This window comes from Polaribacter sp. KT 15 (assembly GCF_900143115.1).
In the GTDB taxonomy this organism is placed as follows: Bacteria; Bacteroidota; Bacteroidia; order Flavobacteriales; family Flavobacteriaceae; genus Polaribacter; species Polaribacter marinaquae.
This window is the reverse complement of record NZ_LT670850.1, coordinates 1,161,689-1,183,288: the sequence shown is the minus strand read 5'-3', so window position 1 is coordinate 1,183,288 and position 21,600 is coordinate 1,161,689. Positions and strand designations below refer to the sequence as shown.

Annotated in this window: 18 protein-coding genes; 12 read left to right on the top strand and 6 right to left on the bottom strand. The window is 29.6% G+C overall.

What is annotated here, in order from left to right:
• The first annotated feature begins 21 nt into the window (after positions 1-21).
• Genes B5464_RS05460 through B5464_RS05445 form a run of 4 tightly spaced genes read left to right on the top strand, consistent with a single transcriptional unit; the run spans position 22 to position 3,504 of the window.
• Positions 22-252 (top strand): hypothetical protein, encoded by a 231-nt coding sequence (locus B5464_RS05460; RefSeq protein ID WP_079737533.1) that lies wholly within the window; start codon positions 22-24, stop codon positions 250-252.
• Between the two features lie 12 nt (positions 253-264).
• Entirely contained in the window at positions 265-1,026 is a 762-nt protein-coding gene (locus B5464_RS05455) for an exodeoxyribonuclease III (protein ID WP_079737532.1), read from the top strand.
• Positions 1,027-1,033: 7 nt separating this feature from the next.
• A complete protein-coding gene (locus B5464_RS05450; protein WP_079737531.1) occupies positions 1,034-2,518 on the top strand; it encodes a lytic transglycosylase domain-containing protein in 1,485 nt (494 codons plus the stop codon).
• A gap of 2 nt (positions 2,519-2,520) precedes the next feature.
• Positions 2,521-3,504, top strand: coding sequence for a DUF4837 family protein (locus tag B5464_RS05445; protein ID WP_079737530.1), 984 nt, complete (start codon positions 2,521-2,523; stop codon positions 3,502-3,504).
• An 82-nt stretch (positions 3,505-3,586) separates the two neighbouring features.
• Here B5464_RS05445 and trpS read toward each other — a convergent pair whose 3' ends face one another.
• Positions 3,587-4,555 (bottom strand): tryptophan--tRNA ligase, encoded by a 969-nt coding sequence (gene trpS / locus B5464_RS05440; RefSeq protein WP_079737529.1) that lies wholly within the window; start codon positions 4,553-4,555, stop codon positions 3,587-3,589.
• Positions 4,556-4,658: 103 nt separating this feature from the next.
• On the opposite strand from trpS, the gene B5464_RS05435 reads away from it, so the two are divergent.
• Entirely contained in the window at positions 4,659-5,426 is a 768-nt protein-coding gene (locus B5464_RS05435) for a 1-acyl-sn-glycerol-3-phosphate acyltransferase (protein WP_079737528.1), read from the top strand.
• The gene (locus B5464_RS05430) at positions 5,423-6,064 is read left to right on the top strand and encodes a hemolysin III family protein (protein WP_079737527.1); all 642 of its coding nucleotides are present in this window, start codon (positions 5,423-5,425) and stop codon (positions 6,062-6,064) included. The genes B5464_RS05435 and B5464_RS05430 overlap by 4 nt, the downstream gene beginning before the upstream one ends.
• A 243-nt stretch (positions 6,065-6,307) precedes the next feature.
• Here B5464_RS05430 and B5464_RS05425 read toward each other — a convergent pair whose 3' ends face one another.
• Entirely contained in the window at positions 6,308-6,781 is a 474-nt protein-coding gene (locus tag B5464_RS05425) for a CYTH domain-containing protein (protein ID WP_079738977.1), read from the bottom strand.
• 87 nt (positions 6,782-6,868) lie between these two features.
• Between B5464_RS05425 and B5464_RS05420 the strand changes: the two genes are divergently transcribed.
• From B5464_RS05420 to B5464_RS05410, 3 genes are read left to right on the top strand one after another with little or no spacing between them, the layout of a single operon-like run.
• Positions 6,869-9,193, top strand: coding sequence for a hypothetical protein (locus B5464_RS05420; RefSeq protein ID WP_079737526.1), 2,325 nt, complete (start codon positions 6,869-6,871; stop codon positions 9,191-9,193).
• 2 nt (positions 9,194-9,195) lie between these two features.
• Positions 9,196-9,918 (top strand): DNA repair protein RecO, encoded by a 723-nt coding sequence (gene recO, locus B5464_RS05415; RefSeq protein ID WP_079737525.1) that lies wholly within the window; start codon positions 9,196-9,198, stop codon positions 9,916-9,918.
• Positions 9,918-12,392, top strand: a complete 2,475-nt coding sequence (locus B5464_RS05410; protein ID WP_079737524.1) for a TonB-dependent receptor — start codon at positions 9,918-9,920, stop codon at positions 12,390-12,392. The genes recO and B5464_RS05410 overlap by 1 nt, the downstream gene beginning before the upstream one ends.
• Here the strand turns inward: B5464_RS05410 and B5464_RS05405 are convergent.
• The 4 genes from B5464_RS05405 to B5464_RS05390 are packed head-to-tail and all read right to left on the bottom strand — an operon-like array spanning position 12,382 to position 15,678.
• On the bottom strand, positions 12,382-12,741 hold the full coding sequence (locus B5464_RS05405) for an SdpI family protein (RefSeq protein WP_077810379.1): 360 nt from the start codon (positions 12,739-12,741) through the stop codon (positions 12,382-12,384). The two genes, B5464_RS05410 and B5464_RS05405, sit on opposite strands and share 11 nt — an antisense overlap.
• Positions 12,742-12,743: 2 nt before the next feature.
• Positions 12,744-13,610 carry an acyl-CoA thioesterase II gene (locus B5464_RS05400; protein ID WP_079737523.1) on the bottom strand — a complete coding sequence of 289 codons (867 nt, stop codon included), beginning with the start codon at positions 13,608-13,610 and terminating at the stop codon, positions 12,744-12,746.
• Positions 13,611-14,783: a peptidogalycan biosysnthesis protein gene (locus B5464_RS05395; protein ID WP_231963654.1), complete on the bottom strand. Its 1,173-nt coding sequence runs from the start codon at positions 14,781-14,783 to the stop codon at positions 13,611-13,613.
• A gap of 1 nt (position 14,784) precedes the next feature.
• Entirely contained in the window at positions 14,785-15,678 is an 894-nt protein-coding gene (locus B5464_RS05390) for a metallophosphoesterase (RefSeq protein ID WP_079737522.1), read from the bottom strand.
• 197 nt (positions 15,679-15,875) lie between these two features.
• Between B5464_RS05390 and B5464_RS05385 the strand changes: the two genes are divergently transcribed.
• From B5464_RS05385 to B5464_RS05375, 3 genes are read left to right on the top strand one after another with little or no spacing between them, the layout of a single operon-like run.
• On the top strand, positions 15,876-16,991 hold the full coding sequence (locus B5464_RS05385) for an efflux RND transporter periplasmic adaptor subunit (RefSeq protein ID WP_079737521.1): 1,116 nt from the start codon (positions 15,876-15,878) through the stop codon (positions 16,989-16,991).
• A gap of 3 nt (positions 16,992-16,994) precedes the next feature.
• The gene (locus B5464_RS05380; RefSeq protein WP_079737520.1) at positions 16,995-20,219 is read left to right on the top strand and encodes an efflux RND transporter permease subunit; all 3,225 of its coding nucleotides are present in this window, start codon (positions 16,995-16,997) and stop codon (positions 20,217-20,219) included.
• The gene (locus tag B5464_RS05375) at positions 20,176-21,564 is read left to right on the top strand and encodes a TolC family protein (RefSeq protein ID WP_368350969.1); all 1,389 of its coding nucleotides are present in this window, start codon (positions 20,176-20,178) and stop codon (positions 21,562-21,564) included. Before B5464_RS05380 ends, B5464_RS05375 begins: the two co-directional genes overlap by 44 nt.
• The last annotated feature ends 36 nt before the right edge of the window (positions 21,565-21,600 follow it).

The window sequence follows — 21,600 nt, the reverse complement described above, 5'->3', positions numbered from 1 at the left end:
ACCTTTTTACTTAAAAAGAACATGACTTTATTTAAAAAATTATATTGGTTGATAAATCCATTATTAATGGTTGTTTTTATGCTGATTTTAGAAAAGCTTTTTAAATTAGAGAACATCGTTTTAAGTACTTCAATTGCTGTTTTACTGGCGTTTTTATTATCTCCGAAAGTTGTAATTGTAGAAAAGCAACATGGGCCAGAAGAGCAAATTAAGTGGTTGTTTTTTAAAAAGATAGTGAATAAAAAACTATAGAAAGATATAAAAATGAAGATAATATCTTATAACGTAAACGGAATTAGAGCCGCTTTAAAAAAGGGTTTTATAGAATGGTTAGAAGCAGCACAACCAGATGTACTTTGCATTCAAGAAACAAAAGCACATAAAGAACAATTAGATTTGTCTGTTTTCGAAGACGCAGGTTACAAATACCATTATTGGTTTTCAGCTCAAAAAAAAGGATATTCTTCAGTAGCAATTCTTTGTAAAGAAAAACCGAATCATATAGAATATGGTACAGGTATAGAAACCATGGATTTTGAAGGAAGAAATCTTCGAGTAGATTTTGATGATGTTTCTGTAATGAGTATGTATTTGCCTTCTGGTACAAATTCTGATAGACTTAGTTATAAGTTTAATTACATGGATGAAATTCATGAGTATCTTAATAATTTAAAACAAGAAATACCAAATCTAGTTATTTGTGGTGATTATAATATTTGTCACGAGGCAATTGATATTCATAATCCTAAAATGAAAGGTGTTTCTGGGTTTTTACCAGAAGAAAGAACTTGGTTAGGTAATTTTATCGATAATGGTTTTATAGATAGCTTTCGTTATTTAAATCCAGAAAAACAACAATATTCTTGGTGGAGTTACAGAGCAAATTCAAGAGCAAACAATAAAGGTTGGCGTTTAGATTATGCAATGGTTACAGCACCTTTAAAAGACAAGATTTCTAGAGCTTATATTTTGTCAGAAGCCAAACATTCCGACCATTGCCCAATCGCAGTAGAATTAGATTTATAGAATTTTAATGAGAAATTTTTTAGTAGTATTTTTTATAGCAACCAGTGTTTTTGCACAATCACCTAAAGATTCAACTTACAAGAAAATAACAAAAGCAGATTTATTTTCTGATTATGATATTGTTTTGATAGATAGCTTGTTAATGGATTCTAAATACAAGTCTCCGTTATACGAAACATCAACATATATTATAAAAGATGTAGAAAATAAAGACGTTTCTAATGTTGCTTTAACTACAGAAGTTTTAAAGGAAAGATTGCAAAAAGTAAATGCCAAAACACCTTTTCATATTGCGTATAATCCTGCTTTAGAAAAGGTAATTAAGTCTTATTTAAAATATAGAAAAAGATATTATCCTGCTTTAATGGCGAAAGCAGAATATTATTTTCCGATGTTCGAGCGATATTTAGATCAATTCGATGTTCCTTTAGAAATGAAATATTTGGCAATTGTAGAATCTGCTTTAGATCCTACGGCTAAATCTAGAGTTGGTGCAACAGGTTTATGGCAATTTATGTACACAACAGGTGTGCAATATAATTTAAAAGTTAGTTCTTATGTAGATGAGCGCCAAGATCCGGTTAGAGCAACTATTGCGGCTTGCAAATATTTATCTAATTTGTATACAATTTTTGGTGATTGGGATTTGGCTTTGGCGGCATATAATTCTGGTCCTGGTAATGTAGCAAAAGCAATTAAGCGTTCTGGTGGTTATAGAAATTACTGGAATATTCGCCCGTTTTTACCACAAGAAACAGCAAGTTATGTGCCTGCTTTTTATGCTACAATGTATTTGTTTGAATATCAAAAAGAACATAATTTAATTGCGGCACCACCTCAAATTCGTCATTTCGAAACCGACACAATTCAAATAAAAAAGACAATTAGTTTCGATCATGTTTCAGAAACTACCGGTATAAGTTCAGAGTTAATTCAGTTTTTAAATCCGGCTTATAAGTTAGATATTATCCCTTTTGTAGAAGGAAAAAATTATGCAATTCGTTTACCAAGAAAGAATGCCTTTAATTTTATAGAAAATGAAAATGCAATTTACACTTTAGCAGCAGAAGATGCTTCTAAAAGAGAAAAGCCTTTACCTAAGTATTTTGAAATGGATAAACGTATTCGTTACAAAGTAAAAAGTGGAGATTTTTTAGGTAAAATAGCGAATAAATTTGGTGTTAGAATAAGTGAAATTAAAAGATGGAATAGATTAAAAAATAGTAGATTAAAAGTTGGGCAACGTTTAAGTATTTATCCAAAGAAATTGGCAATACCAAAATCTTCTGTAAAAGTTTCATCAACCAAAAAAAATACAAAAAGTAATAAAAAAGGTGCTTACGACTTGTATACAGTGCAAAAAGGCGATTCACTATGGACGATTTCTAGAAAGTTTAAAAATGTTTCTGTAGATGAAATTAAAAAATGGAATGATATTTGGAGTGCAAAAAGTATTAAACCCGGAACCAAACTTAAAATCTATAAAAGTTAATTATGAAAAAAGCATTAATACTATTTGTAACCGCATTAGTTTTAGTTTCTTGTAAAGGTACAGACAAATATGTACTTAGAGATTCTTTAGGAAAAGTAAACAAAGTTTTAGTTGTAACAAAAGCAAGTGATTGGAACGGAGATTTAGGCTCTGAAATAAGAAATTCTTTTGGTGAAATTTTAGTTGGTTTGCCACAAGCAGAACCTATTCTTTCTGTGTCTCAAATTGCGCCAAATGGTTTTGGTAGCATGATGAAAGTTTCTAGAAACATCATGATTATTGGAGAAGGTGAAAAAGAAGAGTTTTATATTAAAAGAAATGTGTACGCACAACCACAAATAATTGTGTATGTGTATGGTACAGATGATGCGAGTATAAGTAAAGTTTTTAATGAGCATAAGAAAGAAATTATGGCTGCTTATATAGATTCTGATATCAAAATGACTCAAAAGATTTTTGAAAAGAAAAAACTAGATGAATCTCAATTTGAAACTGTAAAAAACTTGGGTATTACTTTTACGGCACCAGATAATTATAATAAAGTTGATGATACAGGAGACTTTTTATGGCTTAGACAGCATTTATTAAGTGGTATTGCAAAAACAGGTAGTAATAATATTTTAGTGTACAGTGTGCCTCTAGAAGATGAAGATAAGGTAGCCGAAAATATTGTAAACGTTAGAAATCAAATAGGAGAGAAGTACATACCAGGTACAAATGAAGAAACTATGCACATGATTACAGAAGAAGCGTATACTCCTTTTACTTCTGAAATGGTTTTAGATGGTAAAAAAACTTTTGAAACGAGAGGTAAATGGGAAGTAAAAAACGATTTTATGGCTGGTCCTTTTTTAAATTATTCTGTAATTGATAAAAAGAATAATAGGATTGTAGTTTTCGAAGGATTTACATATGCGCCTTCTGTTAATAAAAGAGCTTTTATATTCGAGTTAGAGGCAATTGCAAAATCAATGAAAATAAAATAACGATACTTAGTTTATAGACTAAAAAATCCCTTAACAAATTCTGTTAAGGGATTTTTTTAATTATATATAAAAGTAAAGTAGCTTAGTACCCTATTTTTTGTCTTACTCTTTTAAGAACGTCATTTGCAGTTTTTGTTGCTTTTTCTGCTCCAATACGTAATGCATCATCAATTTCATTTTTGTTATTCATATAATGATGATAACGTTCTCTTACTGTCGCAAATTTTTCTAAAATAAGTTCGTACAAAGCTTGTTTTGCGTGCCCGTAACCATAATTTCCACCTTCATAATTAGCTCTCATTTCTGCAATTTGAACATCAGAAGCTAATAACTTGTACAAAGCAAAAACGTTATCTGTATCTGGGTTTTTAGGATCTTCTAAAGCTAAACTATCGGTTTTTATACCCATAATTTGCTTGCGTAATTTCTTATCAGTTAAAAAGATATTGATAGTATTATTTCGAGACTTACTCATTTTTTCACCATCAATTCCTGGTACTAATTTTGTATGCTCTTGTATTTCTGCTTTCGGTAAAACAAACGTTTCTCCAATAATATTGTTCATTCTACTAGCAACATCTCTTGTAATTTCTAAATGTTGTAATTGATCTTTACCAACAGGCACAACTTCTGCATCATATAATAAAATATCTGCAGCCATTAACATTGGGTATGTAAATAAACCTGCATTAACATCTTCTAACCTATCAGATTTATCTTTAAAACTATGTGCTAGAGTTAATCTCTGAAAAGGAAAATAACAACTTAAGTACCAAGTTAATTCTGTAGTTTGTGGTATGTCGCTTTGTCTATAAAAAACAGTTTTATTAATATCTAAACCACAAGCAAGCCAAGTAGCAGCAGTACTGTAAGTGTTTTCTCTTAATTCTTCTCCGTTTTTAATTTGCGTTAAAGAATGCATATCTGCAATAAATAAATAAGCTTCGTTTTCTGGGTTGTTAGCCATTTCTACTGCAGGTAAAATAGCTCCTAATAAATTACCTAAGTGCGGGGTACCTGTACTTTGTACACCTGTTAAAATTCTTGACATTAATTGTATGTTTTAATACTTATAATTCTTCTTTAAAAAACAAAAATAAGGTTTTGATAAGGATAATCAATAAACAAAAAGAATATTAGTATTTTTGATTGATATGAAATTATTTAAGATTCCGTTATTACTTATTTGGCGTTTGTGGTTCTACATTTTAATGTTTGTTTCACTTTTAATTTTCTTTCCTTTTTTATTGATTTTTACAATTAAAGAAGAACATTATCCTATATTCTGGAAGTTTGCTAGATTAATTTCTAAGATTTTAATTTACGGAATGGGTTTTCGTATAGATTTAACTGCGGATGAAAAAATAGACGTTGATAAAAGTTATATGTTTTGCCCTAACCATGCCTCTTTATTAGATCCTTTTGTATTGATTGTATTAAGTAAAAGGCCAATTGTTTTTGTAGGTAAAAAAGAGTTGGTTAAAATACCAGTATTTGGTTTTTTCTATAAAAGAACCGTTATAATGGTAGATAGATCTAGCGTAGAAAGTAGAAAAAGAGTTTTCGAAATGGCTAAAAAAAGACTGCAAAACGGTGTGAGTATGGCTATTTTTCCTGAAGGATTAGTCCCTGAAGAAGATGTTATTTTAGCGCCGTTTAAAAAAGGTGCATTTAGTTTGGCTATTGAGTTTGAAATACCGATTATACCGCAAGTATATTACGATTGTAAGCGTTTTTTTTCTTGGGATATTTTTAAAGGAAGGCCTGGTGTTTTAAGGGTTCATCAGTTTAAATTTATAGAAACAAAAGGTTTAAATGTGTTAGAAGATATGAAGGTTTTGAAAAATAAAACCTTTAATATTATTTTTGAAGCTTTGCAGGCTGATAAAAAATATATGAAAGATACAAATAGAAAAATATGAGCGAAAAATTAAATCCAATTTATACAAGTACCGAAGAAAAACTAAATATTTGGTCTCACGGATTCGGTTTGGTGTTAAGTATAATTGCTTTTCCTTTTTTGATTTTAAAAGCATTTGAATATGATGGTTTTTGGAAACCTACAAGTTTTATAGTTTATGGTGTAAGCATGATATTGTTGTATGCTGCATCTACTTTTTATCATGCAGCAAAAGATCCCAAAAAAAGAAGGCGTTTAAATATATTTGACCACGCTGCTATTTATGTATTAATTGCAGGAAGTTACACACCTTTTTGCTTGGTAGGTTTAGATTCTTCACTAGGTAATTACATGGCTATATTTGTTTGGATTTTTGCATTGATTGGCATCATATTGAAATTATTTTTTACAGGTAAATTTGATAAATTATCTACCGCAATGTATTTACTTATGGGATGGCAAGTAGTTTTTTTTATTTCGCCTTTAATAGATAGTCTGTCTTCGTTTAGTTTAAATTTTCTTTTTTATGGGGGTATTTCTTATAGCATTGGTGCAGTTTTATATTCCATTAGAAAGATGCCGTATAATCATGCAATTTTCCATTTATTTGTTTTAATAGGAAGTTTTTGTCATTTTTTATCAATATATAATCTATTATAAATATTAGGTTAATTTATTAATAACTTAATAAATGACTGCTTTACAGTTGTTTAGTTTTGTTTTTTTGATGATTTAATGACAAATTCTTAAAACAAGGTAATTATTTTGTTAAATGTTAAAAAAACTTTAATTTTGTGTCGCTCATAAAAAAGTTAACATTTGTTAATGGATTTTTGAGTATTTATAAATTTATTTAGGGGGTAGGTTTATTAAATTTCCTCGAACAGCAAGTTCGAGGTTTTTTTATATCCAATTTTTAAAAGGAAATTTGCTAATATTTGAGTTATAGTATTTTACGTCTCCTGTAACTTCTTTACCCAACCAATTTGGTTTTTCAATTTGTTGATTTTCAGAAGTTAGTTCTACTTCAGCAATTATCAAACCTTTATTGTCGCCATTAAATTCATCAACTTCAAAAGTTAAAGATTCGTAAGAAACCAAATATCTATGCTTTTCTATGATGCCTGGTTCGCATAATAGAAATAAATTTTCAGCTTCTTTTACATCAACTTCTTTTTCCCATTCAAATCTTGTGGTGCCTTCTAAATTAGATTTTCCTTTGATAGTTAAAAAAGCTTTGTCGTCTGCAATTCTAACTCTTACGGCTCGGTTTTTATCAGAATTTAGATACCCTTGTTTAATATATTTTTTTTCGAAACTTTCTGTTTTAAAGTTTAAGTTTTTTACCAAAAACTTTCTTTCTATTTCTATACTCATAAAACGTGCTGTATTTTGTACTAATGTAATGTGTTTTAGCGTTATTGTAACAATAAATAAATATCTTTGATTATTAATTTTATCTTCATGAAAAAAATAGTAACTCTTTATATATTCATTATCTCTTCGATAATATTTTCTCAAACAGATTACAGTGATTCTTGGGAAGATTTCTATTCGTACAATAATGTTAAAGATTTTACAAAGGTAGATAATGTAATTTATGCATTGGCAGATAATGCTGTTTTTACCTACAATGTTTTAACTGGCGATATTGATAAACTATCTTCTGTACAAGGTTTGTCTGGAGAGTCTACAACATCAATTTATTATAATAAAACGTATCAAAGATTAATTATTGGTTACGAAAATGGTTTGGTAGAAGTTGTAGATAATGATGGTTCTATTACAATTTCATCAGACATTGTTAATTTTAGTCAATCTGGAGAAAAAAGTATCAATCATATATCAGAACACGGTAATAAACTTTTTTTAGCAACACCTTTTGCCATTGTAGTTTATGATATAGAAAAGTTAGAATTTGGCGATACTTATTTTATAGGTAACAATTCTACATCAATAAAAATTAATGAAACATTAGTAAATAATGATGTTATTTACGCAGCTACAGATTCTGGTGTTTTTAAAGCTGATGTTAACAGTACTTTATTAATAGATTATAATAATTGGGAGCAGCAATTTGATGGCAGAAGTTTTAAATCGATCTCATTTTTAAATAACTTGTATGTATCAGAAAATAGAAATTTATATGCATACGATGGTAATGCTTTAAATCAAATACGAAGTTTTTCAGAAAATATTTTAGCAACAAAAGCATCAGAAACACATTTAAATATTGCTTTAAGTAAAAGTGTTGTCGTTTTAAATACAACTATGGGGATTCAGGCAACTTTTACTGCAAATTCTAGTTTAGATTATAGCGTAAACACTAGTTTTTTTGAAAATAACTTGGTTTATATCGCAACCAAAGAGTTTGGTGTTTTGGTATCAAATATTTCTAACCCTAATAATTATTTAGAAATTCATCCAGAAGGTCCGCTAGCAAATGATGCTTTTTCAATAGCTTCTGCAAATAATAATTTATGGATTGTTTACGGAGGTTATAACTCGGTGTATGGGCCAACTTTTAACAAAGCAGGATTTAGTCATTTTAACGGAGAAAATTGGTTAAATACCAACTACAATCCTAGTTTTCCGGTAACAGATTTAAGTTATGTTACAATAGATCCTAACCAAGAAAATAAAGTTTATATAAGTTCTTTAGGCGATACAAGTAACACAAATAGTGTTGCTACTGGTGGTTTAATGGTTGTAGAAAATGATGAAATTACTACGTTTTACAATCAATTAAATAGTCCGTTACAAGATATAGAAGCATTAGATCCTAACAGAGTAACTATTAGAGTTGTTGGTTCTGCAATAGATAGCCAAGGTAATTTATGGGTAACAAATATTGGTGTGCCAAACGAACTTAAAAAATTATCTACCAATGGGCAATGGTCTAGTTTTGATATGAGTTCTGTAAAAACCAATGCTGCATTTGGTTTAAGTGAAATGGCAATAGATAGAAACAACAGTATTTGGTATGGTTCTAGAAATAACGGAGTTTTTGTGTTTAATGAAAACGGAAACCGAAAAAAATCTTTAATAGCAACACCTAATTTGGGTAATTTACCAGACGCTTCTGTAGTTACTGTTGCTGTAGATAAAAGCAATAGAGTTTGGTTGGGTACAAAATCTGGTTTGGTAGTTTATTCTAATGCATCTGGAGTTTTCGAAGAGACAGTTACCAATGCAAATCCTGTAATTATTTTAGATGACGGAATTCCGAAAAAATTAGGAGGAGATCAAGCAATTAATAGTATTTCTGTTGATGGCGCAGATAATAAATGGATTGGAACTGATAACGGAGGCGTGATTTACACAAACCCAAGCGGGCAAACAACATTGGCTAATTTTAGTAAGCAAAATTCGCCTTTACCATCTAACCGAATATTAAAAATTAGCGTAGATACTTCTACAGGTAAAGTATATTTTGCAACAGATAAAGGTATTGTAGCTTACAATAGTAAAGTTGCGCCTTTTGGTGATGTTTTAGGTGAAGTTTATGCGTATCCAAATCCTGCCTTAAAAAATCATGAAACTGTAACAATAGATGGCAGAAATGGTACACATTTACCAAAGGGTACAAATGTTAAAATTGTAGATGTAGCAGGTAATCTAGTTTATGAAACGAATGTTGTAGAAGGGCAAGAGCTTCAAGGTGGTAAGGTAGTTTGGAACAAAGAAAATTTATCTGGTAGAAAAGTTGCTTCTGGTATTTACATTGTGCTGCTTTCTAATGATGATGCATCAGAAACATCAATAACCAAAATAGCAATTGTAAACTAATAATGGCTGCAATTAAAACAAAAGCTATTGTTTTAAGTAGTTTAAAATATAGCGATACTAGTTTAATAGTTAAATGTTTTACATATGAAGATGGTTTAAAATCTTACATTATTAAAGGGATTTTAAAAGCAAAAAAAGGCGGAATTAAAGTTGCTTATTTTCAACCTTTAACACAATTAACAATTGTAGCAAATCATAATAATAAAAGTACTTTAAATACACTTAAAGAAGTGCAGGTTTTAAATCCGTATACTTCTATTTACAGAGATATAGTTAAGCAATCTGTTGTATTGTTTATTTCTGAAGTGTTGTCTAACAGTATTCAAGAAGAAGAAAGTAATACATCTTTTTACAATTATTTAGAGGCAGGATTAAATTGGTTAGATTCTCATGATAAAATTGCCAATTTTCATTTACTTTTTCTTTTAAATGCATCTCGTTTTTTAGGCTTTTATCCTGATACTACAAATGATTCTTTATTTGGCTTCGATTTATTAAACGGAAGTTTCTCAGAATCAACGCTTGACGCTAATGTTATTTCTGGTAACGAATTTTATCAATTTAAAAAGCTGTTAGGCATAAATTTTGATAGTATAGAAAACGTATCTTTCAGTAAAAATGAAAGACAAATGGTGTTAAAAACCATAATAAGATATTTTGAATTACATTTGGATGGCTTTAGAAAACCTAAATCATTACAAATTTTAGAAGCAGTTTTTAATTAATGAAGAAATTTTTACTTACAATCGTTTTTTTTGTCACAGGCATAACTTATGCACAAGAAGTTAAAGTTTTAGACAAGCAAACAGGTAAAATTGTTAAAAATGTTAGTGTTTTTAATGATAACCAAACAATTAATCTAACTACCAATAAGTTTGGTTTGGTAGATGTTTCTGATTTTAAAGAGAATGAATATGTTGTTTTCTCTCACTTAGCATACGCTGTTTTCAGAGTCAAAAAATCTGTGCTAAAGAGCAAGAATTATGTTATTTCTTTGGCAAAAGAATCAGAGCAGTTAGATGAAGTTGTACTTTCATTATTTAAAAAAGAAGAAAAAGCATACAGGATAGCAGAACAGGTTGCGGTTTTAAATACTAAAGATATTCAAAATGTATCACCACAAACGTCTGCAGATTTATTGGCAACAATACCTGGCATAAAAGTTCAAAAATCTCAATTTGGTGGCGGAAGTCCGGTGATTAGAGGTATGGAATCTAATCGCGTTTTATTAGTTGTAGATGGTGTTAGAATGAATAATGCAATTTATAGAAAAGGACATTTACAAAGTTCTATTACGGTTACACCAAATATTTTAGATAAAACAGAAGTAGTATTCGGACCATCCTCTGTTCTTTACGGTTCAGATGCTTTAGGAGGTGTTATTCATTATTATACAAAAACACCAAAGTTATCAGAAGAAAAGGAAGTTAAAAGTCAGTTTTTTTCTAGGTTTTCTACTGTTAATCATGAAATCACTACAAATGTTACTGCGGAAATTAGAAACAAAAATTGGGCTTCTTTAACCAGTGTTTCTTACAGTGATTTTGGCGATTTAAAAGCTGGTGAAAATAGGAGGCATGGTTTTGATGATTGGGGAAAAGTATTCTTTTATTCTGAAAATATTAACGGAAATTATAAAGAGAATCCTACACCAAATTTAGATCCAAATTTGCAAAGAAATACAGGTTACAATCAAACAGATGTTTTGCAGAAGTTTTTTGTGCCTTTAAATAAAAACGCAGATTTAAAAATTAATTTACAATACTCTACTACATCAGATATACCAAGGTTTGACAGGTTAACAGAATTAAGTGGCGGAACGTTAAAATTTGCAGAATGGTATTATGGTCCGCAAGAACGATTGTTAATTTCGTCTCAATTATTATTTGATGCCAACAAAAATTGGTTAGAAAAAGGAGTTATTACTGCAGCGTATCAGAACCTGCAAGAAAGTAGAATCCAAAGAAAATTTGGTAGTTTAGAGCGTTCTTATAGAGAAGAATCTGTAGATGTTTTTAGTTTGAATGGAGATTTTTCTGTGTCTTTAACAGAAGATAAAAAAAGAACACTTTCTTATGGTTTTGAATTGGCTTATAACGACGTTGGTTCAAATTCTTACGGAAGAGAATTAAATATAGAAAACAATCAAATTAATGGTTTTTCTAACAATTTTAAAGTACAATCTCGTTATCCTGATGGTGGAAGCAGTTATTTGAGTTCTGCTGTTTATGTTGATTATAGACAAGATCTTAGTGCTAAATCTACTTTAAACTCTGGCTTAAGATTTACAAACACCCATTTAGAAGCAAAATGGATAGATCAAACATTTATTCAGCTACCAGAAACAGATATTGAAGCAAATCATTCTGCAGTTACGGCAACTTTAGGTTACGTTTTTAAACCTAATAAAAATTGGCAAATAAATAGCGTTTTATCATCTGGTTTTAGATCACCAAACATAGATGATGTTGGTAGAGTTAGAGAAAAATCTGGCAATGTTACAGTGCCAAATATCAATGTTACACCAGAATATGCGTATAGTGCAGAACTAGGTATTCAAAAATACTTTAATAACAAAAGATTTCGATTTGGTGCAAATGTCTATTACACATTATTAGATAATTATATTCAAAGAGATTTTGTTTACAACGCAGACGGTAGTGTACAACAAGTAGAGTTTGATGGCGAATTTGGAAACGCTGTTTCTAATCAAAATAAAGAAACTGCTTATATTACTGGATTTACAGCAAACTATTTAGGTAAAATTTCTGATGTTTGGAATACAACAGGATTTATTACGTACACAAAAGGACGTACCTACGACACAGAAGAACCAATGTCTTCTATTCCGCCATTATTTGGTCAATTTGGTGTAAACTATAAAGTAAATAAAATAGAATTAGGTGCAGCTGTTAGATTCAATGCCAAAAAAGAAATAGAAGATTTTAATATTACAGAAGGTATCGATAACCACGATTTAACGCCAATTGTTAACGAAAACGGTGCTACAGCAACAGATATTTACTTTGGTACACCAAGTTGGGCTACTTTAGGCTTAAATGGTAGATATGCAGTTAATAATAATGTATCTGTGCAAGCAAGATTAGATAATTTACTAGACGAACATTATATAGAATTTGCTTCTGGTGTTGCTTCTCCTGGTAGAAACTTATCAATTTCTTTAATGGCTACTTTTTAAGTTTTTTCTTTTTTCCTTCATCCGTAAAGTTTTCGTTTAAAGCTTTTTCTGTTTTTACGATACTTACAATTACAGATAAAAATACAAAAGCCATTGGTTGCCAAGTTAAATTAGCGTTTAATAAAGTGGTAAACGCTAAGCAAGCAATAAAAGACAACCCTGCGTAAATTAACAGACTTCTATTAAAAGTGCTGTTTGCAAAATCCCAAATTTGCTGATTTTGCATCGCTTTAGGTGTTTTATAGCCGTAAATGCTATTAATTTTTTTGGGTGGAAATTTCCAAAAAATTATACTTAATAAAAACAGTAAACCGTTGGTTGTTAATATGTATAATAAAGCATCGTTCATAATTATTTCTTTTTAGGTCTTAACAATCCTTCTTGTGCAAAAGATGCTATTAATTTACCGTCTCTTGTAAAAATATTTCCTCTAGATAAACCTCTAGCGCCAAAAGCATTTGGTGATTCTGCTGTAAAAAGCATCCAATCGTTAAAGTCAAAATCTCTAAAAAACCACATAGAATGATCTAAACTTGCAGTTTGCGTATTACCAAAATTATACTTGCTTGCATTTGGATTAAAAGCTGCATTAAGTATGTTATAATCAGAAATATATGTAAGAATTTCTAGTTTAGTTCTAAAATCTAGGTTTTCAGGTTTACCTTTTAAGCGAAACCAAACTTGCTCTGTAGGTGGCAAGTTTTTTGGGTCTAAAGGATTTGGAACTCTAACAGGTTTAAACTCTATTGGTCTTTTAACGTTTAAAAATTCTTTAGTAGATTTTGGTAAGAAATCTCCAAATTTAACCAACATATCATCCCAACTTAAAAGTTCTTCGGGTTGTTTTATGTCTTTATCAAAATTAGCTTGATGCTCAAAACCATCTTCTTGCTGATGAAAAGAAGCTGCAAGTATAAATATGGTTTTATCATGTTGTATTGCAGTTACTCTTCTTGTAGAAAAGCTTCCGCCATTTCTAACTTCTTCAACCTTATAATTAATAGGAACATTTAAATCTCCTGCTTCTAAAAAATAACCATGTAAAGAATGTAAAAATCTGTTTTCTGGAATTGTTCTATGAGCAGCATTAACGGCTTGTGCCAAAACTTGTCCGCCAAAAACTTGCGGGCTACCAATAGTATAACTATTACCGCTAAATATATTTTCGCCTACTTTTTCTAGATTTAAAAGTTTTATTAATTCTTGTATAGTTTGCATTTAACTTTGTTTTTTAAAAGGAAATTTTTGTTGAAACGGTGTTGGTTGAACTCTTTGCAAAAATAACTTTAAAATTTTGTTTTTTATAGTTTTCTTATGACGAAGATACATTGTTAAATTTTGTGGTGTTGCGCCTACAGAACTTTTAATCTCGCTTGCTGTTCGTCCGTAATTAATAGTGTTTAAATTGTGTTTTATGGCAATTTCTATATAATTATAAAGCATTCTTTGGTAAATAGCATACGCTCTATTTAATTGATAATCGATACCAACAAAATGTGCATCTAAAGCATTTTTATTAATAACACCAGATATAAAACCAACCACTTCACCATTTAAACAATAGGTTTTTAAAATATAATTTTCACCTAGTTTTTCTTTTAAACTTATGTAAGTTTCTAAATTGAAATCTACCAAATTAAAACTAGCATTGGTAGCTACTTTGGTATACAGAGATTTTATTTTAGGTAAAATATTTTCTATGGATGCAAGCGTAACATCTTCAATTACCAATTCTTTACTCTGTTTAAAAGCTTTTTTTGCTTTTACCCTAAACTTTGTTTTTAATGAAGCTAAATAATCATCAAAATTCAACCAATTTGTATCTAATTTTAAAACCATATTTGGTTCTACTGAAAAAGGATGATAATTGTATAATTTTAACTTGTTTGTTATGTTTATAGAAGCATCGACAAAGTCTTTTATTAAAAAAGCATCAATTTGTTTTTTTAATTTTTTATCAGAATTTACAAAGTGATAAATACTAGCAGCTAGTTCTTTAACTACAGCTTTTTTATCTTGATTATTTTTGATGAACACACCGTGTTCTCCGCTAACAAATGTATTACCACATATTAACAGTTTTAAAGGTTTTGTTTCTGGAAAAAGGTGCAGTTTTCTGCCAATATTCTTTAAAAAATCAAAATTATCTTTTATAGATTTTAAGTGAAAATCTACTATTTTTAAACTAGCAAAAGCAATAGGATTTTTTAAATTATCAACTAAAATAATATAAGAAAATGTAATTTTCGGATGATTTATCTCTAAAGATTTTAAAAACTTTGGATTAAAATATAAGTTGTCTAAACAACCTAACTCTTTTAAGGTTTCAGACGGAATTTCATCAATAGAAGAGAAATAAAGTGCCGTATTTGTATTCGTGCAACAAATCAAATTAATTTATATAATGTGTTAAGTTTTCTGGCCCTTCTAAAATGGTTCTTTTTATTTGCATTGTGCCATTATTGTTGGTTATTATGTGCCACTTTATAAGTGTAATTTCGTTGTTTTCTATTTCTATACCCGTTATAGATCTTGGATGTACGCAGCTACCATCATTAAAAAAAGGGATTTCACTTTTATCGGGAAAACGTGGCCTATGTGTGTGCCCGGTAATCATCATTTGATTATTATTTTCCATAATCCATTTTTCTAGTTTGTGCTCTACTTTTATACGTTCTTTAAAATTTTGAGCCGGACTTGTAGGATCTGAAAAACCTAGAATTTGTAATGGTTTCCATAGTGTTTTTACTAAAAAACTGCTCAATCTCCAAAAAACATAATTAAACCAATCTGCTTGATGTCCGTGTAATAAAAAAATCCCTTTTCCGCTATTTTCATCTTCTAAAATGATTGCTTCAGAAAAAGATGCACCAATTAGTAGCTCTTTTTGTGTATCTGTTACAGAGTCGTAATAATAATGTAAATTCTTACGAATTGTTGCCGGGTTTTTGTATTTCATGTCATGGTTTCCCCAAATAAAATGCAACCTATTATCATCATTAAACTTTTTAAGCAACATGTAAATGTGTTTGTTTGCTCTAAAAATTCTTTCAAAACGTCTGTTTTCCCATAACTCATCGCCATCACCTAATTCTATATAAGTAAAATTATTAGTGTAGTAATGTTCTAAAGCATGCTTAAACATGTTTCTATTTCTAGCAAAATCGTCTGCAAAGCCATTATTACCTCTATGAGAATCACTAAAGAACACAAATTTAGAATCTGTATTAAAACAAATTCTTTTAGCATTTTTAAAAGCACGAGAAATCCTTTTATTAGAAGACATTTATATATTTTTAGATGATATAAAGATGCTAAAAAAAAGTGAGTTTCTAGAAGAACTAATTTTATTAGTAAATTATAACGTTTCTTTAACATAGTTGGTTTTAAACTTTACCAAATAGCTAGAGTCATAAAAAGTATCTTTGTGCCAACCACAAGAAAACTTTTTACGAACTATTAAAAAGTGAAACGAAACCAATTATGAGAAAAGTTATTCTAGCCATTCTAGGAGTATTAAGTATTGCAGGAGCAATATTATTAGGAAATTACCTTATTGATAAGAATCAAAAACCAAAACCAAAGTTTAAAAAACAGATAAAAACTGTATTTGTAGAAAATGTAGAGAATAAAGAAATTCCTATCATTTTATCTGCTAGCGGTAACTTAACTGCAAAAAATAAAATAGAAATTTTCTCTGAAGTACAAGGTGTTTTAAAAACTTCAAATAAATTATTTAAACCAGGAACAAACTATTACAGAGGCGAAACACTTTTAAGTCTTAATAATGATGAGTTTTACGCTAGTTTACAATCTCAAAAAAGTAATTTATATAATTTAATCACTGCTATTTTACCAGATTTAAGATTAGATTATCCTAACGAGTTTAGCAAATGGGAATCTTATTTGAAGGGTTTTAATATGAACAATTCTACACCTAAAATTCCTGAGTTTTCTTCGGATAAAGAAAAGTATTTTATTTCTGGTAGAGGTATTATAACAGCTTATTACAATGTAAAAAATTTAGAAGTTCGTTTGTCTAAATATAAAATTAGAGCACCTTTTTCTGGTATTTTAACAGAAGCATTAGTTAGTCCGGGTTCTTTGGTAAGAGTTGGGCAAAAGTTGGGCGAATTTATTGACCCAAGTGTTTATGAAATGGAAGTTTCTATAAATTCGGAATTTGCAGATTTACTAAAAGTGGGCAATTCTGTATCACTAACAAATCTAGAGAAAACCAAAGAATATACAGGTAAAGTAGTTCGAGTAAACGGTAAAGTAGATCAGGTTTCGCAAACAATTAAAGCGTTTATAGATGTAAAACATAAAGACCTAAAAGAAGGGATGTTTTTAGAAGCAAACTTGGTTGCTAAATCAGAATCTGATGCAATTGAAATTCCTAGAAAATTATTAATAGATAATACCGCAGTTTACACAGTTAAAAACGATAGTATTTTAAGCTTAGTTTCTGTGCAACCTGTATATTTTGGAACAGATAAAGTTGTGATTAAAGGAATCGAAAATGACGCAAAAATTTTAACGCAAACTTTACCAGGAGCTTTCGACGGAATGGTTGTAAAAATTAATAAAAAGAAGTAAACTATGAAAAAAATCATTACTTATTTTATTAAATATCCGGTTGCTGTAAATGTAATGATTCTTGCATTTATTATTTTTGGAGCGGTTGGTGCAATTAGCATGAAATCTTCGTTTTTTCCGCTAGTAGATTCGCAACTTATTCAAATAAGTTTGGCGTATCCTGGTGCTTCACCAGCAGAAATGGAAGAAGGTGTAGTTTTAAAAATTGAAGATAATTTAAAAGGAATTGTTGGTGTAGAAAGAGTAACATCTGTTTCTAGAGAAAACTCTGCAAGTGTAAACATCGAAGTAGAAAAAGGTAAAGATATAGATGTTGTTTTATCTGATGTTAAAAATGCAGTAGATAGAGTTCCGTCTTTTCCTTCTGGTATGGAGCCGGCAGTAATTGCAAAGGTAGAAAGTATAAGACCAACAATAAGTTTTACGGTTAGTGGAGAAAATGTTCCTTTAAAATCGTTAAAACAATATGCTAGAAATGTAGAAAACGATATACGAGGTATCGAAGGAATCTCTCAAGTAGCAATTTCTGGTTTTCCAGACGAAGAAATAGAAATTTCTGTTAGAGAGAACGATTTGCGTTCTTACAATATGTCTTTTACAGAGGTTGCAAATGCCATAAGAAACTCAAATATTTTAATTACTGGTGGTAACATAAAAACATCCGAAGAAGATTATTTAATTAGAGCAAGTAACCGTTCTTATTATGGTGTAGAGCTTCAAAATTTAATAGTTAGAACTTCTACCGATGGTAATATTATTCGATTAAAAGATATTGCAAAAGTTAGCGATACTTGGTCTGAAACGCCAGATAGATTGTATTACAACGGTAATTTAGCAATTAATGTTACGGTAAGTAATACAAATAACGAAGACTTAATTAGTTCTGCAGATAAAATTAAAGAATACATTCATAAATTTAATCAGCAACAACAAAACGTACAATTAAATATTTCTAGTGATGCTTCTATTACACTAAATGGTAGAACTAAATTATTAATAGAAAACGGAGTTGTAGGTATTTTATTGGTGTTGTTTTTCTTAGCGTTATTTTTAAATTTAAGATTGGCAATTTGGGTAGCATTTGGTTTACCTGTAGCATTTTTCGGGATGTTTATTTTTGCTGCTCAGTTTGATGTAACAATCAATGTATTATCATTATTTGGTATGATAATCGTTATTGGTATTTTGGTTGATGATGGTATTGTGATTGGAGAGAATATTTATCATCATTATTACGACTTAGGAAAATCTAAAATAAATGCAGCAATTGATGGAACAATGGAAGTTATTCCGCCAATTGTATCTGCTATTTTAACTACAATTATTGCATTTTCTACATTCTTTTTTGTTGATGGTAGAATAGGAAGTTTTTTTGGTGAAGTTTCTACAATTGTATTATTAACATTAACGGTTTCTTTGGTAGAAGCATTGGTTATTTTACCCGCGCATATTGCACATTCTAAAGCTTTAGAAAGAAAAAGAGAAGAAAACGGAGAAGAGAAAAAAACCAATGTTATCGATGCTTTCTTTACAAAAGTAAACAAAGCAGCAGATAGGTTGTTAATGAAATTAAGAGATACTTTTTACATGCCTTTTTTAAAGTTCTGTTTGCAAAACAAAGTTTTTGCATTGTCTTTACCAATTGCGCTTGTAATATTTAGTATTATGGCAATGAATGCAGGTATTGTAAAACAAGCATTTTTTCCAAGAATAGCAAGTGATAGAGTTCAGATAGCTTTAACAATGCCGCAAGGTACTAACGAGCAAATTACAGATTCTATAATATCGTCTATAGAAGAAAAAGTTTGGTTAACAAACACAGAATACACAGAAAAACAAACAGGTAATATTTCTGTAGTAGAAAATGTTATTAAAAGAATTGGACCTGGTAGTGCAAACGCAACTTTAACGGTAAATCTTTTACCGGGTGAAGCTAGAGATTTCTCGTCACCAGAAATTACAAATTCTATTAGCGATAAAGTTGGTAAAGTTTATGGTGTAGAAAGTTTAACTTTTGGTTCTGGTGGTAATTTTGGTGGAAGTCCGGTTGCTGTTTCTTTATTAGGTAATAATATTAGCGAGTTAAAAGCTGCTAAACAAGAGCTTAAACAAGAGTTAGAAAACAATGCTCTTCTTAAAGATATTGCAGACAATGATCCTGCCGGAATTAAAGAAATTCAAATTACTTTAAAAGATAATGCGTATTTATTAGGCTTGAATTTGCAAGCAATAATGGCGCAAATTAGATATGGTTTCTTCGGATTTCAGGCACAAAGATTTCAAAGAGGTCAAGATGAAATTAAAGTTTGGGTTCGTTATGATAAAAAAGATAGATCTTCTATTAAGAATTTAGATGACATGCGAATTTCTACACCTTCTGGTACTCGAGTTGCATTTTCTGAAATTGCAAATTATACAATAGCTAGAGGAGATATTGCAATAAATCATTTAAAAGGTAAAAGAGAAATTCAAATTACAGCAGATTTAAAAGATCTAGAAACAAGTGCTACAGAAATTTTAGATGATATTAAAACAAGGGTAATGCCAGAAATAATATCTAAATATCCAACAGTTTCACCGTTATATGAAGGTCAAAATAGAGAGGCTAAAAAAACTACAGATTCTGTAAATGTTGTTGGGCCTATTATTTTATTACTAATTTATATTGTAATCGCATTTACGTTCCGTTCTTATAGCCAGCCAATTTTATTAATAATCATGATTCCTTTTAGTATGATTGGTGTTGTTTGGGGTCATTACTTTCATAATTTTCCAATTGGTATTTTATCCTTTTTAGGAATTATTGCCTTAATAGGAATTATGGTAAACGATGGTTTGGTATTAATTGGTAAGTTTAATAATTACCTTAAAGAAGGCATGAAATATGATGATGCTTTAATTGCTGCAGGTCAATCTCGTTTTAGAGCAATATTTTTAACATCTTTAACTACAGTTGCTGGTTTAGCACCTTTATTATTAGAAAAAAGTAGACAAGCACAATTTTTAATACCAATGGCAATTTCAATTTCTTATGGTATTGCAATTGCTACTGTTTTAACGTTGGTTATGTTGCCTATTTTACTTTCTGTATCTAACTCTATTAAAGTAAAGGCAAAGTGGTTAAAAACCGGAGAAGCTGTAACAAAAGAAGAGGTGGAAAGAGCAATTATAGAAGCTAAAGTAGATGAAGAAGAACAAACTCTTAAGATTAATTCAAAAGAAGAATAATATGAGATTGGTAAGAAAAACAATATTAGCAGTCGTTTTTTTATCGACTTTACAAATGGTTTCTCAAGAAATTTTAACCAAAGAAAAAGCGTTAGAAATAACATTAGAAAATAATTTCGGAATTAAAATTGCCAAGAATAACTTAGAAATTGCAGAGAACAATACAAGTATTTACAATACAGGTAAATTACCAACTGCAACTTTTAATTCTGGTGCAAATTATAGTAGAAACAATCAAAGTTTAATTTTTACGGATAGAGATACTGGTGATGATTCTGAAATATCTGGTAATGGTGTTGTAGCAAAAACATACAATGCATCACTTGCTGTAAACTATACAATTTTTGATGGTTTTGGTCGTAAATATAATGTAGAGCAATTAAAAGAAACCTATAATTTAACAGAGTTACAAGCCAGAGAAACGATAGAAAATACATATTTGCAATTGTTTACAACGTATTTTCAAATTGCTCGTTTATCAGAAAATACAGACAACTTAACAGAAGCACTTACCATTTCTAAACAGCGCTTACAACGTGCCCAATATCAATATGATTATGGTCAATCTACCAAATTAGAGTTTTTAAACGCGCAAGTAGATGTAAATAATGATAGTATTTCTTTAATCGCAGCAAAACAACAATTAAACAATGCAAAACGTGGTTTAAATGTTATTTTAGGTAAAAAAAACGATGCAAATTTTTCTGTTGAAACAGAAGTGACTTATAATAAAATGTTAAGCTTTAATGATTTAAAAAATAAAACATTAGAAAATAATTCGCTTTTAAAACAGAATGAAAAAAACATTGCTATAAGTGAGTTTAATATCAAAATTAACAAAGCAAGTTATTTACCGTCTTTAAATTTTAATGCTTCTTATGGTTATAATAGAACCAGAAACGAGAATTTAATCAATCCTTTTGGGGCAAAATTAATTACGTCTGATGGTTTAAATGCGGGTGTTAATTTATCATGGAATATTTTTGATGGAGGTTCAACAAAAACAAGAATTGCCAATTCTAAGATTGCTTTAGAAAATCAGCAAATACTTTTAGAACAACAAAAAATAACAATAGAAAATAATCTAAAGAATACTTGGGAAAATTATCAAAATCAGTTATTTATTTTAAAAGCTCAAGAAACAAATGTTTTAACTACAGAGAATAACTTTAAAAGAACACAAGAGCGCTACAAACTAGGGCAAGTAACCTCAATAGAGTTTAGACAAGCTCAAATAAATCTTATAAACTCTAAAACGGCATTAAATAATGCAAAATATGATGCGAAATTAATTGAACTTCAATTATTACAATTAAGCGGAGATATTTTAAACGTAGATTTTTAAAACCTGATTTATATCATAAATTTTAAAGTCTATAGT